Origin of the sequence: Desulfococcus sp. (assembly GCF_050178255.1) — a bacterium.
GTDB classification, from domain to species: domain Bacteria; phylum Desulfobacterota; class Desulfobacteria; order Desulfobacterales; family Desulfococcaceae; genus Desulfococcus; species Desulfococcus multivorans.
Map to the genome: position 1 here is coordinate 29,083 of NZ_JBFXGG010000010.1, position 14,904 is coordinate 43,986.

13 protein-coding genes are annotated in these 14,904 nt (G+C 57.2%); 5 read left to right on the plus strand and 8 right to left on the minus strand.

The window, feature by feature from the left end; genetic code table 11:
* Positions 1-54 precede the first annotated feature (54 nt).
* The 7 genes from bamA to AB7S84_RS03705 all read right to left on the minus strand — a co-directional run bounded on the left by bamA (position 55) and on the right by AB7S84_RS03705 (position 8,537).
* Entirely contained in the window at positions 55-2,688 is a 2,634-nt protein-coding gene (gene bamA, locus AB7S84_RS03675) for an outer membrane protein assembly factor BamA (RefSeq protein WP_020878228.1), read from the minus strand.
* 31 nt (positions 2,689-2,719) lie between these two features.
* Entirely contained in the window at positions 2,720-3,448 is a 729-nt protein-coding gene (locus AB7S84_RS03680; protein WP_428152975.1) for an ABC transporter ATP-binding protein, read from the minus strand.
* Positions 3,441-4,679, minus strand: a complete 1,239-nt coding sequence (locus AB7S84_RS03685; protein ID WP_428152977.1) for a lipoprotein-releasing ABC transporter permease subunit — start codon at positions 4,677-4,679, stop codon at positions 3,441-3,443. The genes AB7S84_RS03680 and AB7S84_RS03685 overlap by 8 nt, the downstream gene beginning before the upstream one ends.
* A gap of 57 nt (positions 4,680-4,736) precedes the next feature.
* The gene (gene lysS, locus AB7S84_RS03690) at positions 4,737-6,209 is read right to left on the minus strand and encodes a lysine--tRNA ligase (RefSeq protein WP_020878225.1); all 1,473 of its coding nucleotides are present in this window, start codon (positions 6,207-6,209) and stop codon (positions 4,737-4,739) included.
* A gap of 207 nt (positions 6,210-6,416) precedes the next feature.
* Positions 6,417-7,088, minus strand: coding sequence for a tellurite resistance TerB family protein (locus tag AB7S84_RS03695; RefSeq protein ID WP_020878224.1), 672 nt, complete (start codon positions 7,086-7,088; stop codon positions 6,417-6,419).
* Between the two features lie 13 nt (positions 7,089-7,101).
* Positions 7,102-7,878, minus strand: a complete 777-nt coding sequence (locus AB7S84_RS03700; protein WP_020878223.1) for an enoyl-CoA hydratase/isomerase family protein — start codon at positions 7,876-7,878, stop codon at positions 7,102-7,104.
* An 11-nt stretch (positions 7,879-7,889) separates the two neighbouring features.
* Positions 7,890-8,537: a YkgJ family cysteine cluster protein gene (locus tag AB7S84_RS03705; RefSeq protein WP_040416374.1), complete on the minus strand. Its 648-nt coding sequence runs from the start codon at positions 8,535-8,537 to the stop codon at positions 7,890-7,892.
* Between the two features lie 436 nt (positions 8,538-8,973).
* On the opposite strand from AB7S84_RS03705, the gene panC reads away from it, so the two are divergent.
* From panC to AB7S84_RS03730, 5 genes are all read left to right on the plus strand, one after another.
* Entirely contained in the window at positions 8,974-9,819 is an 846-nt protein-coding gene (gene panC, locus AB7S84_RS03710; RefSeq protein WP_040416394.1) for a pantoate--beta-alanine ligase, read from the plus strand.
* Between the two features lie 100 nt (positions 9,820-9,919).
* Entirely contained in the window at positions 9,920-11,086 is a 1,167-nt protein-coding gene (metK, locus tag AB7S84_RS03715) for a methionine adenosyltransferase (RefSeq protein WP_020878220.1), read from the plus strand.
* An 18-nt stretch (positions 11,087-11,104) separates the two neighbouring features.
* Positions 11,105-12,559 carry an adenosylhomocysteinase gene (gene ahcY, locus AB7S84_RS03720; RefSeq protein WP_428152981.1) on the plus strand — a complete coding sequence of 485 codons (1,455 nt, stop codon included), beginning with the start codon at positions 11,105-11,107 and terminating at the stop codon, positions 12,557-12,559.
* A 152-nt stretch (positions 12,560-12,711) separates the two neighbouring features.
* Positions 12,712-13,587 (plus strand): DMT family transporter, encoded by an 876-nt coding sequence (locus AB7S84_RS03725; RefSeq protein WP_428152983.1) that lies wholly within the window; start codon positions 12,712-12,714, stop codon positions 13,585-13,587.
* Positions 13,588-13,833: 246 nt separating this feature from the next.
* The gene (locus AB7S84_RS03730) at positions 13,834-14,571 is read left to right on the plus strand and encodes an ATP-binding protein (protein ID WP_020878217.1); all 738 of its coding nucleotides are present in this window, start codon (positions 13,834-13,836) and stop codon (positions 14,569-14,571) included.
* 49 nt (positions 14,572-14,620) lie between these two features.
* On the opposite strand, the gene minE is transcribed toward AB7S84_RS03730, so the two are convergent.
* A complete protein-coding gene (gene minE / locus AB7S84_RS03735) occupies positions 14,621-14,899 on the minus strand; it encodes a cell division topological specificity factor MinE (protein ID WP_020878216.1) in 279 nt (92 codons plus the stop codon).
* Between the last annotated feature and the right edge of the window lie 5 nt (positions 14,900-14,904).

Genomic DNA, 14,904 nt, shown 5'->3' on the forward strand with positions numbered 1-14,904 from the left:
ATTGTTGTTGCACGTCATCCCGTGACGCACATCCGTTCCGATTTTCAGACAAGGCTAAAACGCGCTTCCCATGGCGAATTCCCATTTTCCGCCTTTGCTGTCGCCTTCAATGGGATCGAGCCGGTAGCCGTATTCGATTCGAATGGGTCCCATGGGTGAATACCAGCGGATCCCGCCGCCGACGCTCTGGCGCAGATCCCCGAAATCGACGGTGTCCGAGTGCGCGTATACGTTGCCGGCGTCGTAGAACACCACCCCGACCATGCCGGCCTTTTCGATCAACGGAAAAATGTATTCGGCGTTGAACTGAACGAATTTCTCGCCGCCGATCTCCGCGCCGTCCTCGTCAAACAGAGCGATATCCCGCCATCCATAACCGCGAATGGTATCGATGCCCCCCAGATAGAATTTCTCGTAGTCGGGCAGAAGCATGCCCGACGACTTGGTCACATATCCGCCGCGTCCCCGCAGGCGGCCGACGGTGTCCCAGAACAGGGGAAAGTATTGCCCCACCTCTCCGATGACCTTGGTAAAGCCGATATCGCCGCCCAGTCCGGCGTATTCGAGGCTGATCTCATGAAGACCGCCGCGGGTCGGATTGAACACCCGGTCCCTGGAGTCGTAGCGGAGGGTCGCCAGGACCGAGCTGGTGGTGTTTTCACCCTTGAGCTCCTTCACGTCCCGGGATGCATCCTCGGTGATATCCTCGATCTCGCTGACGTCGAACCGATAGCTCAGGTAGGCCCGCGTGTAGTCGAAGACGGGATAGCCGAAGCGAACGGCCCCGCCGACCGATTCCCTGTCATAGGTATCATAGTCCCGGTCCCAGTTGTAGAGATCGAAACCCGCGGACAGCGGAATATCAAACAGCCAGGGCTCCGTGAAGCTCAGGGTATATCGAGTCGTCTGGGACCCCAGCTCCCCCCTCAGCATGAGCGTCTGGCCGCGACCGAACAGATTTCGCTGCGCAATGGAACCCATGATAAAAACGTTTTCCGTGCTGCTGTACCCGCCGCCGAAGCTGAAGGTGCCGGTCGGTTTTTCGGTGACCTCGAGATCCAGGATCATCTTGTCCTCGCCGGAGCCCTTGAGGGTGTTGACCTTGACGTCCTCGAAGTAATCCAGCCGATGCAGATTGGTGATACTCCGTTTAAGCTTTCGACCGCTGTAGAGGCCGTCCTCGTTGACCGTCAGTTGGCGTCGGATGACCTTGTCCCGCGTCTTGGTGTTGCCGCTGATGTTGATCCTCTCGAACCGCACCTGCTCACCCTGGTTGATCTCGTAGATAATGTTCACCAGAAGCGACTGATCGTCTTTCTGGATCAAGGGTGCGATATCGGCATAGGCATAACCCTCGTCGGAATAAATATCCGTCAGTCGCAGGACATCCCCCCGAACCACTTCGCGGCTGTAATAGGTCTCCTTTCGGATGTTGAGGGACGCCATCAGGTCTTCTTCCGGCAAAATGAGATCCCCCCGTGCCGAGACGTCTCCAACCTTGTAACGGGAGCCTTCATCGATCTTTATCGTAATGTAGATCCAGTCGCCCTCATAGACGATCTCCGGGCTTCCGACCTTGGCGTCCACATATCCGCTGTTGTGATAAAACGACGTCAGCAGGGAAGCGTCCTGTTTGAGGTTTTCACTGCTCAATTCTCCGGACGAGGTGATCCAGGACCAAAACCCTTTTTCCGATGTCTTCATCACCTTTTTGAGGTCCGATTCGGAATAGGCCTGATTACCGATGAACTTGATTTCCTTGATGCGGACCTTCCCGCCTTCCTCCACAACGAATTCCAGATCGGCCTGGTTCTTTTCCAGAGACAGCACGTTATAATCGACCTTGACATTGTGGTAGTTCTTCTCCTTGTACATGGATTCGATCCGCTTGATGTTACTCTTGACCATGTACATGTTAAGGATCGATCCCCGCTTGATGCTGAGCGCCTCCGAGACGTCCGTGTCGTCGAAAATCCGGTTCCCCGTAATCCTCACCCGCCTGATGGTCGGTTTTTCCTTGACCTCGAAAATAATCGCCTTGCCCTGGGGCTCATCCTCGGATTTGATCTTGATATCATCGAAATACCCCATGTTGTAAACCCGTTTCAAATCCTCCGACAGGGTGCCGGGAACGAGCGCCTCCCCTTCGCGGGTGCGGATGTTTCTCTTGATGGCGTCCTCTTCGATACGCTCGTTTCCGACAACCTCGATCCGAGCCACCGTCTCCCGCTTGAAGAGTCTCAGGCTGATGTCACCGACAAGTTTTTTCACCATGACGGAAAGGTTCTCCACCCCCCGCCCTTCAGTGAAAAACAGCATCGGCTCGGTATCCTCCACCGCCGACACCATTTTGGCATCGATGCTGATGCGCTCTCCGACACGGGTCAGGCTGCCCCAGATGACCTGCTCGGCATTCCTTTCCCGGCCGAAACGCCGAATCCCCGGGATGTCGGTGACAAGCGTCTGCCGAGCCGTATCCGTCTTTTCGCCGACGGCCACAATCTCGGCCCCTTCCTGTTTGAGATAGGACGCAATGACCTCGGGAAGATTTTCTTGCAGATATTCCCGGCCCTCCCGGGCATTGATCTCGAACGGCAGCACCACGACGCGGACGGTTTCCAGTGCCCAGGCCATGCCGGGGAAAAGCAACAATATCAACAACAGCGACAGCTTCAACGGTTTCACCATGTCACGTCCCTTTCAACCTGCCAGACGTTAATCATTCCTGTTTGCCCTCTTCCATCAGACGCCCTTCCGAAAGCGTCACTCGCCGCCGCATATAGGCCGCAAGCGCGGTGCTGTGGGTGACGACGACCAGCGTCATGCCCAACTCCCGATTCAGTTCATAGAGCAGTTCATGGACGTGTTCGCTGTTTTTTTTGTCCAGGTTCCCGGTGGGTTCATCCGCCAGGAGCAGCGCGGGGGACAACACCAGTGCCCTTGCCAGAGCCACCCGCTGCTGCTCTCCTCCGGACAGCTGGTTGACCCGGTGGGTCAGGCGATTGTCCAGTCCGACCCTCACCAGCAGTTTTCTTGCCGTCTCCTCCGCCTCGCCCCTGGGTCGACCGTTGATGAGAAGCGGCATCATGGCATTCTCGAGAGCGCTGAATTCAGCGAGAAGGTGATGAAACTGGAACACGAAACCGATGGATGCGTTTCGAAAGGCGGCCAGTCGATCCGAATTGAAACGGAAAACGTTCTCGCCGTTAAAGAGCAGCGTGCCGTGATCGGGACGGTCCAGGGTCCCCAGGATGTGCAGCAGCGTTGACTTCCCTATCCCCGAAGGACCGGTGACGGCCACGGTCTCTCCCTGTTGGAGAATGAAATTCAACCCCGTCAGCACTTCAATCCGTCGGTTGTCCGTATTGAAGCCTTTGTGGATGTTGCAGCCTTGTACCAACGGTGTTCCGTGGATGAACGGGTGTCTTTTGGCGTTTTCGTCAACCATGGCGCAGCGCCTCCGATGGGTTCAGCCCGGCTGCCCGACCCGCCGGATACAAGGTCGCCAGGAGGCAGATGGCCAAAGTCGACAAACCGATCAGGACGACCATGGACCACTCCAGCTGAACCGGCAGGGTGGTGATGTAATAGACGTCCGACGGCAGTTTGACGAATTCGTACCGTTTGAGCAGAAGGCATAAGAGGGTTCCCAGCCCCCCGCCGAGAAGGGTCCCGAAAATCCCGACGGCGACGCCTTTGAATACGAATATGCGTCGAATGGCGTCGTTTGTGGCGCCCATGGCCTTTAAGATAGCGATATCCCGTGTTTTTTCCATAACCATCATGATCAGGGAGCTTGAAATATTGAAGGCCGCCACCAGGACGATCAGCGTCAGGAGGATGAACATCATGGTCTTTTCCAGCTTGAGGGCGGAGAAAAAATTCCGGTTCATCTCCATCCAGTCCCTGGCGGTGTAGGGCGCGCCCAGCTCCTTCAGAATCGATTTCACGATCTTTCCCGCATCGTAGATATCGTCGACACGCATCTCGATACCGGTGACGGTCCGGCCCATGCGAAGCATCTGCTGGGCGTCTTCCAGACGAATGAACGCCAGGGAGCCGTCATATTCGTACATGCCGGTTTCGAAGATGCCGACAACCCGAAACCGCTTCATGGCGGGCATGTGCCCCACGGGCGACACCATGCCCCGAGGAGAGATCAGGTAAAGCTGGTCTTGTTCGATCACCCCCAGGGATCGGGCGAGCTCATGACCCAGAACGATGCCCGGCAAGGCCGGATCAGAACCGGCATCATCGCGCTCGAGGTCCCTCAACGCGGTCAGACCGAGGTTTTCCATCCCCTGAATCACGACATCCACGGCATTGGGATCGATCCCCCGGACAACGGACCCGGCAATGCCGACACCCGACCGCAACAGGGTCTGGGTGGTAATGAACGGCGCTGCCGATGTAACACCGTCAAACGCCTTCATACGTTCGCAGAGCCGCTGATAGTCCGTCAGCTGCCCGTCGGATCGCTCCAGCACGATATGGGGGTCGATCCCGAGAATTCTTTTTTTCAGGTCGGACTCAAAACCGGCCATCACCGCGATCACCACGATCAGGGCCATGACCCCCACCGTTACGCCCGCAACGGAAAGGAAGGTGATCAGGGAGATGAAACGATATTTCCGCCGGGCCCTGAGATAGCGTCCGGCGATGAACAGCTCAAATCCCATGACCGGACCCCGTCCGGGCCGATCCGTCCTGAAAATTCCGCCGAAGGTCAAATCGCCCTATTTCGTTTTCATGTGGGGGAAAAGAATCACCTCCCGGATGGATGCCGCATCGGTCAACAGCATAGCCAGTCGGTCGATCCCGATGCCTTCTCCGGCGGTGGGCGGCATTCCGTATTCCAGGGCTTCAATATAATCTTCATCCATGAAGTGGGCCTCCTTGTCGCCGGCATCACGATCCGCCACCTGCTGCAGAAATCGCTCTTTCTGATCTTCGGGGTCATTGAGCTCCGAAAAGCCGTTGGCGATTTCCCTCCCGGCGATAAAGAGTTCGAATCGCTCGGTCAACTCCGGCGAGGTATCACTCCGTCGTGAAAGGGGCGACACCTCCACCGGGTAGCCGGTGATGAAGGTGGGCTGGATCAGCTCGGGCTCCACGAGGGCGTCGAAAAGCTTGGTGATGACCTTTCCGAGACGGCCGGTTTTGGTCATTTTGATCCCTTTGTCCGCGGCAAGGGCGAGAAGTTTTTCCTTGTCGTTCAGGATGTCGGGAGCCACGCCGCCGATTTTTTCAAGGGATTCCGCAAGCGTCATTCGACGCCACCCTTTTGCGAAATCGATCTCGCTCCCCTGGTAGGTGATCCGGGTCGAGCCCGTCACCGTTTCCGCCACATCGGCGAACATCTCCTCGGTCAACGCCATCAGGTCCGTGAAGGTCGCGTAAGCCTGATAGAATTCGACCATGGTGAATTCGGGATTGTGCTGGGTCGATACGCCCTCGTTCCGGAAATTGCGATTGATTTCAAATACCCGCTCGAAACCGCCCACCACCAGGCGTTTGAGGTAGAGTTCCGGCGCAATGCGAAGATAGAGATCCATGCCGAGGGCATTGTGATGGGTAACGAACGGTTCGGCTTCCGCACCGCCGGGAATCGGCTGCATCATGGGGGTCTCGACCTCCAGATAGTTCCGGTCCAGAAGGAAGGTGCGCACGGCCTGGATGATCCGACTTCGTTTGACGAAAATATCCCGAACCTCGGGATTCATGATCAGATCGACATATCGTCTTCGATACCGCTTTTCCGGATCTTTCAGGCCGTGGAATTTTTCGGGCAGCGGGCGAACCGCCTTGCTGAGGAGGCGCACCTGGGAGGCCAGAAGGGTCCATTCACCGGTCTTGGTCTGAAACAGGGTACCGACCAGCCCGACAAAATCACCGACGTCCATCTGTTTGAACAGCGTATAGCCATCGGTCCCCACCTTGTCCTGCCGGACATAGGCCTGAAGCTGTCCACTCTGGTCCTTGAACCGGATAAAGGCGGATTTTCCGAAGCGGTTGACGGCCATGATGCGCCCGGCCACTGAAAAAACCGTGGTTTCCCGGGCCGCAATCCCGGGTTGGGTCTCCGAAAGCCGTCGTATGTCCAGGACTTCATGGGACACCTTGAAATCATTGGGATAGAGATTGACCCCCATTTCCTTCAGTTCCGAAATCTTCTGTTTCCGCTTCAGTAACACATCACTTTTTTCCATATCGTCGATTTACCTGTCGTCTATAGATAATTGAATCCCATGTGGGGAAAAATACGCTGGAATACAAGCGGCGAATGCTATGTCATTTAGAATGAGGTGTCAACCTTAACTTGCGGTGTCGACCGGGGTTCCGGCCGGTGGGCGATGCCATCATCCCGGTTGAGACTCGGGTCTCCGGGATGATGGGTCGATCCCCGTGAGGTCCGCCTATCGCATCCAATCCGGTATGCCGTCGTCCTTGTTGGATTCCGGCGGTTTCGGGGAGGCATCCGTTTCGGCGGCCGAGCCCTGAAGACGCGGCGGCGCGGATGGGGGTTCCGGCATGGGGGCCTGGGCCCGGCGAGGCGTATCAGATGCCTTGAAGGGTAGATATCCCGTCAGCTCCGGCTCCACGGCGGTATATCCCGCGAAGCCCAGAAACCCGGCCACATCCACAATCGCCTGACGCTCCGCCGGATCCGAAAAACCGTCCGCGGCGCTGACGTCGTACATGAAACGGATCAACAGGCGGATATCCGCCTCTTTTTTCAACTGTGCGACGGCGGCAACGCAATAGCCGTACCCGGCCAGGAAGCCGCCGGTCTCGTAAACGGAGAGGTATTTGGACAGCGTCTGGGTGATCTCCTCCTGGGTAAAAAAATTGGTGATCCCCTTTTCCGCCAGGCTGATGAGCAGCTTGTGTTCCTCGTTTGCACGATCCTTTGCATCTTTTTCGACCGTGCCGGTGTTCATGATGAGCACGGAGCCCGCAATCACCGCCTCGAAAAGATCCTGGTTCAAGCGCCGATCGATCTTGTTCTTGGTTTCGGTCGCCTTGCGTCTGGCGACCTCCGTTGCCGTTGACAATCCCTCTTTAAGCCGGGTCACGATATCTCTCATTGTCTTACCTCGCTCACTTGCCCTTCCAGACGGGCTTCCGCTTTTCAAGAAAAGCGCTGATCCCCTCCCGGGCATCCTCGGTGGTGCAGAGCCGGGCAAACAGCTCGGCATTATAGGTAAACCGCCGTGAAAACGGCATTTCCTGCATCTTGTAATAAAATTCCTTCCCCATGCGGACGGCCGTCGGGCTTTTGTCGGCCAGCTTGCGCGCCAGCGCCAGGGTCTCCTCCTCGAGCTTGTCGGCCGGGACGACCTTGTTGACCAGGCCCAGGGCTTCAGCCTCCCGCGCGTTGATCATGTCCCCCGAGAGGAGCATCTCCATGGTCTTTTTCTTCCCCAGCCGGTCTGCGATGGGAATGATGGGGCCCGTGCAGAGAAGGCCGACGTTGATGGCGGTGGTGCCGATCTGGGTATCATCTGAAATGACGGCGAAATCGGCGGCGAACACCAGGCCGGCCCCGTTGGCCACCGCGTACTTGTGGGCCATGGCAATGACCGGCTTTTTCATACCGGCGATGACGGCGTGCATCTTCTCCATCAGGGAGATCCATTCGTGGTATTCCGTTGCGGTTTTACCGGGATATTCCGTGATGTCGATGCCGGTGGAAAAGACCTTTCCGGCCCCTTTCACGATGACGACCCGAATGCTCTCGTCCGCGTCCAGTTCCGCCAGCGCCGCGTTCATTTCCCGTGCCATTTGAGAGGAGAATGTATTGAACTGTTCCGGTCGATTGAGGGTAATCATGCCGATATCGCCGTCTCTGTTCAAGATAACCGTTTCAAACGCCATTTGTGCCTCCTTCAAGTTTGATGTCTTCGTAAATCGCGGACATTCACGCCCATGGGTTTCAGCGTGTCGACCATGGGCCGTCCAAACAGAAAATCCGTCATCCGGGTGCCGGTAAGCCCCTTTTCCACCACCAATTGTCTCAGGCTGCCGTCGTAGCGCACCATGGTGCGAAGCCTTTCCAGGGATGCAGCCTCCCCCTGCCGAATCCCGGCGACAAGGGATCCGATCTCTTCGTAACCGCAGCGGGCCTGGTGGTCAAGCACCAGATCCCAGAGTCCCGGCACGCCGCCGATCAGATCTTTCCGGGTCAGCCGATCCGATCGGTACATCGCCTCGATTGCCGTTGTATCCCAACACTTCAGTATTCGGCATTCCACGGGCCTGTCGCCGTATATCCGGCACCCCTTAAGGACATCGTCGTAATACAGACACGCCCAGGTGTCCCCGGCGCCTTTGATCTTGATCAGATCGTCGGAAACCGGAAAGACGGCCCCTGCGATATTGTCGTAGGCCGGCTCCCCCCTGCGGATCGTGTAAAGGTGGTTCAGCGGAATAATCCCTTCATCCACGAGACGTCGATCCGCTCTGTGGAGCGTCGGCCCGCCCTTTTTGCAGCAAACCCCGCACCGTCGGCATTCCCTGACGATTCGATCACCCATGGCGCGTCACACGTCCCCTTTCCCGAGGCCCCGTCTCTTGAGGCCGGCCGTCAAGCCGCATCAGCAAATCCTTGAAATTCTCCTGCCGACACCAACGGGTTTATATAGCACAAGAGAACAGGGATTCAATGAATAAATGAGGGTTTTGGGAAATAGGCTGAAGGCTGAAGACTGAAGACTGAAGGGGTGCGTCTGCGGCGAAAGAGGCTTTGCACCCCTTCCGGCTTCGGTTTTCCGCCCTCCGCCCTCCGTCCTCCGCTCTCTGTCTTCAACCTTTAGCCTTCTGTCTTCAGCCTTCAGCCGCCCTTAAGCCTCTAAAATTCCCCCGCTGCGCATAGAGGCATTGACATTTCGATGGGTTTGGTCTACGGTCTATCCGTCGATGTATCATCATATTTATAGACCACAATCTGTTTGTCAAATATCGAGGCCGGCTATCAAGATCATATCCTTCCCCAGAGACATGCAGGCCTTTGCCGACCAGGCAAGGCGCCAGGGCGGAACCATCGCCTTCATCCCCACCATGGGATTCCTTCACGAGGGACACCTCTCTCTCATTCGGGAAGGGTGCCGACACGGAGACGAGGTGGTGGTCAGCATCTTCGTCAACCCAACGCAGTTCGGTCCCGGTGAGGATCTCGACACCTATCCGAGGGCGTTTGAACGCGACTGTGAATTGGCCGAAAAGGCCGGTGCGACACTGATTTTTCATCCGAACCGCGAGGATCTGTACGGCGAAAACTACCAGACCTATGTAACCCTCGAAAAACTCCCGTTTCATCTCTGCGGGTTGTCCCGGCCGGTGTTCTTCAGAGGGGTGGCGACGGTGGTCACCAAGTTGTTCAATATCGTCAAGCCCCACGTCGCCGTTTTCGGTGAAAAGGACTATCAGCAGCTGATGGTCATCCGCCGCATGGTCCGCGACCTCAACTTCGACATCCGGATCATTGGCGGGCCCATCGTACGGGAACATGACGGGTTGGCCATGAGTTCCCGGAACAGCTACCTTTCGCCCGAAGAGCGGAAACGCGCCCTGTGTCTGTCCCAGGCCCTCAATCAGGCCGGAAAGATGGTGCAGGCGGGTGTCCGAAACGTTTCCGAGCTCATCGCCGCCGCGCGAAAAATCATCGAGGTCCATCCCGATGCCGTCATCGATTATATCGAAATCTTCGATCCGGAGACCATCGAATCCCTCACCGTCGTTGACAGTCCGGCCCGCATGGCTCTGGCCGTCAAGATTGGGAAAACCCGCCTCATTGACAATACCCTTTTAACACCATAATATCGCCGTCTCCGGCCTCCCGCCCTGAAAAACGACCGGCGGCATGAGCGTCCGGTGAAAACGAGCGGTACCCAGATCGAGAGAAGAAGGAGAGTTACGCATGCCCGATAGCTACTATTTTACCTCTGAATCGGTAACCGAAGGTCATCCCGACAAGGTTGCCGACGCCATATCCGATGCCATTCTGGATGCCATCATGGCACAGGACAAACGCTGCCGCGTGGCTTGTGAGACCCTGGTCACCACCGGTATGGCCGTCATTGCCGGAGAGATCACCACCGACTGCTACGTCGATATGCCTCAGGTGGTGCGGGAAACCATCCGGGACATCGGATATCACTCCTCCCAGATGGGGTTTGACTGGCAAACCTGCGCCGTTCTGACCAGCATCGACCATCAGTCTCCGGACATCGCCCAGGGGGTGAATCAAGGCGAGGGCCTCTTCAAGGACCAGGGCGCGGGGGATCAGGGGCTGATGTTCGGCTTCGCATCCGACGAAACCGAAGAACTCATGCCCATGCCCATCACCTATGCCCACAAGTTGACCCGCCGCCTGGCAAAGGTCCGAAAGAACGGCGCCCTCGACTTTCTGAGACCCGACGGCAAGGCCCAGGTCACCATCGAGTACGAAAACGGCACCCCGAAACGGGTCGACACCATTGTCATCGCGGCCCAGCACAAGCCCGACGTCACCTACGATCAGCTCCGGGAAGCCGTCATCGAAGAGGTCATCAAAAAGGTCATCCCCAAAAGCATGATCGACGGGGACACACGATATTTCATCAACTCCACCGGCAAATTCGTCATCGGCGGCCCCATGGGCGACTGCGGCCTCACCGGACGCAAGATCATCGTGGACACTTACGGCGGCCAGGGCAGCCACGGCGGCGGGTGCTTTTCGGGAAAAGACCCCTCCAAGGTGGACCGGAGCGCATCCTACATGGCACGCCACGTAGCCAAGAACATTGTGGCGGCGGGCCTCGCGAAAAAATGCGAAGTTCAGATGGCCTATGCCATCGGCGTGGCGGAACCGGTTTCCATTCTGGTGGACATGATGGGAACTGGCAAGATTCCCACGAAGGTTGCCCGCGACATCATCCTGGACACCTTTGATCTCCGACCGGCCGCCATCATCGAGTATCTGGACCTCCTGAAGCCCATTTTCCACAATACCGCCGCTTACGGTCATTTCGGCCGGAACGAGCCCGGATTTACCTGGGAAGAGACCCACATGGCGGAAACGCTCCGGAACAAAGCCGGCGTGTAGCGCAGAAAGGAAAAGCTTATGACAGCGACCCACATCAAAACGGAATCAACCCGCTGCATGCCCCTGGACCTCTCCCTGCCATACAAGGTCGCCGACATGGGCCTGGCGGCCTACGGCAACAAGGAGATGCAGCTTGCGGAGAATGAAATGCCCGGCCTCATGGCCGTACGCGAGAAGTACGGCGCTGAAAAGCCCCTGTCGGGCCTCAAGGTCACCGGCAGCCTCCACATGACCATCCAGACGGCCATGCTCATCGAGACCCTGAAGATCCTGGGCGCCGATATTCGGTGGGCAAGCTGCAATATCTTCTCCACCCAGGATCATGCGGCGGCGGCCATCGCCAAAAACGGATCGGCCGCGGTATTCGCCTGGAAAGGAGAGAATCTCGCAGAATATTGGTGGTGCACGGAGCAGGCCCTCACCTGGCCCGACGGTTCCGGACCGGACCTTATCGTGGATGACGGCGGAGACGCCACCATGTTCGTTCACCAGGGCGTGGCCGTGGAAAAAGACCCGTCTCTTCCGGATCGGCAATACGACAGCAAGGACATGATCTGCCTCATGGACCGTATGCGACTGAGCCTTGAAAGGGATCCCGGCCGTTGGACGCGGGCGGTTCGAAACATCCGCGGCGTTTCCGAGGAGACCACCACCGGCGTTCATCGCCTTTATCAGCTCTCCGAGAAAAAAGAACTGCTGTTTCCGGCGTTCAACGTCAATGACTCCGTCACCAAGTCCAAGTTCGACAACCTTTACGGATGCCGCGAGTCTCTGGCCGACGGCATTAAACGGGCCACCGACGTGATGCTCGCCGGAAAGGTGGTGGTGGTGTGCGGCTACGGCGACGTGGGGAAAGGATGCGCGCATTCCATGCGGGGATACGGCGCCCGGGTGCTCATCACTGAAATCGATCCCATCTGCGCCCTTCAGGCCGCCATGGAAGGATTTGAAGTAGTGACGATGACGGATGCCGCCCCCGTCGGAGATATCTTCGTCACGGCCACGGGATGCTACCATGTCGTGACCGGCGAGCACATGGAGCAGATGAAAAACGAGGCCATCCTCTGCAATATCGGCCATTTCGACAATGAGATCGACATGAACTACCTGGAGGACACCCCGGAGTGCACCTGTGAGAACATCAAGCCCCAGGTGGACAAATGGACCCTCAGGTCCGGTCGGACGATTCTCGTGCTGGCGGAAGGCCGGCTGGTGAATCTCGGCTGTGCCACGGGCCATCCGAGCTTCGTCATGAGCAACAGCTTCACCAACCAGTGCCTGGCCCAGATCGAACTGGCCACCCGGAAATATGACATCGGCGTCTACACCCTTCCCAAAAAACTGGACGAGGAGGTGGCCCGCCTTCATCTGGCAAAACTGGGGGTTCGCCTGACCCGCCTCAACGCCTTCCAGGCCGAATATCTCGGGGTTCCGGTGGACGGCCCGTTCAAGCCGGACCACTACCGGTATTAGACGCGTCGTATCGGAACACACTGCACACCCGGAGGCCCCGGACGATGTTCGTCCGGGGCCTTTTTCAGATGCTGTTGTACATATCGTTTTCCATCGCTTCCAACGGACAACCTGGAGGTCCGCAGCTTCATTAACCCGCAGCATCGAGTGCAATGAAAAAAGAATATCTGCTCGGCCTGTTGACTGTCCTCCTCTGGTCAACCTCCGCCACCGCCTTCAAGCTGACCCTCGGGTACATGGATCCCGTTCAATTGCTTTTCTACGCGACATTGGCCTCCACAGTGGTGGTGTGGGCGATTCTGGCCGTCCAGGGAAAAACCATGCTGATCTTTTCCCTCAAGCCCCGGGAGTACCGGATTTTTCTGGGGCTGGGATTTCTGAATCCCTTTGTTTATTATCTCATGCTGTTCAAAGCATACGCGCGCCTTCCCGCCCAGGTTGCCCAGCCCATCAATTACACCTGGCCCGTCATGCTTTCCCTGTTGTCGGTTCCCCTCCTCGGGCAGCGGCTGACCCGCATCGATCTGACGGCGACCCTCGTCTGCTATTCGGGCGTGGTGCTCGTATCGACAAAGGGGAGCCTGGCAGGGTTCAGATCCCTCGATCCGATCGGTATAATTCTGGCGGTTTCATGCACCGTCATATGGGCGCTCTACTGGATCTGCAGCATCCGCATTAAGGCGGAGCCGATCGTCGGGCTGTTTCTCTGCTTCGTTTTCAGCCTTCCCTTTACGGCTGCGAGCTGCATCCTCTTCTCGCAGCTATGGGTGCCGGATGTCATGGGGCTTCCGGGTGCCGCCTGGGTGGGATGTTTTGAAATGGGCATTACCTTCGTGACCTGGCTCACGGCCCTTAAATTGAGCGACAACGCCGGCAGGGTCGCCAATCTCATTTTCCTCACGCCGTTCGTATCCCTCGTGTTTATCCATTTTCTGCTGGGAGAGACGATTTATGTCACCACATTTGCCGGCCTGGTGCTGATCGTTTCCGGCCTGCTGATGCAGAAGATCATGGCCGCCGGCCCATGATCGCCGAAAGTTGAGGAACTCAATTTTCGACTTTCATAGGCCTGTACCCGGTCACCATCATAACAGTCGAAAGTTGAGGAGAAAGAAAAAAAGCCGCTTTTGACTTAAATCAACGCGGAATTATCCTTTGTGCAGTATACAGCTTCACATCATCTGAAGATCTGGGACTGAAGGAAGTCGGACGGCCCGCCGGCCGGAGGCGCCCCTCTTCAGTCTTCAGCCCAACCCCCTGATAAAGGAGAATCCATGAAAACCGTAAGAAAAATACTTGAAATAGACGAAGAGAAGTGCGACGGCTGCGGGCAATGTGTTCCGGGATGCGCCGAAGGGGCGCTCAGGATAATTGACGGCAAGGCCCGCATCGTGGAGGATCGGTTGTGCGACGGGCTTGGCGCCTGTATCGGTGAGTGCCCCCAGGGAGCGCTTCACATCATCGAGCGGGAGGCCGATGAATTCGACGAGGAGGCGGTACAGGCCTATCTGGAGGATGTGGCGAAAGCGGCTGAACAAGCCCCTGCTTCGGGCTGCGGCTGCCCATCGGCCCAGGTTCAGGTCCTGGCCCCCTTTTCCGCCTCAAAGGCCGCACCGTCGCCGGCATCGACGGCCGGTGAAATTCCCTCCGCGCTGACCCACTGGCCGATCCAGATCCGTTTGATTCCCCCGAACGCGCCGTTTCTCAGGAACGCAGACCTTCTGATACTGGCCGATTGCTCGGCCGTCGCCTTTCCCATGGTTCACCAGAAACTCCTGAAGGGGAAGGTCGTGATGATGGGATGCCCGAAGTTTGATGACGCCCAAGACTACACGGAACGTTTCAAAGCCATCTTTGAACAGGCGGAGATCAACAGCGTCACGGTGGTATTCATGGAGGTCCCCTGCTGTTCGGCCCTCCCCTCGATCGTCCGAAAAGGGATGGATAAAGCCGGCAGGAAGATTCCGTACCTGGAGATGGTCGTCGGCCGGAAAGGCGAGATCATCGGCTGAAACGAAACGTTCGGCCTTCGTTCCGCAGGCACAGGACGAAGGCCGACGATCAGGTCTGCCGTTGCTTGTGTTTGGCCGACAGGATCGGGGTGTTGACCACCAGCGCGGAGAGATCGTCCGATCGTCGGATGTCGAGCTTGAAAGCCTCCTGATCGATCTCGAAGTAGCGGGATATCACCTCGACCATATCCTTGTGGAGGTTTTTGATGATCTCATCGGAAACCTCCAGTTTATCATATATCAGTGCGAATTTAAGGCGTTTTTTGGCGACATCCTTACTGGTGTCGTCTTTTTTGCCGATCATCTTTCGAAAAAAGCCGTTTAGCATAAGGC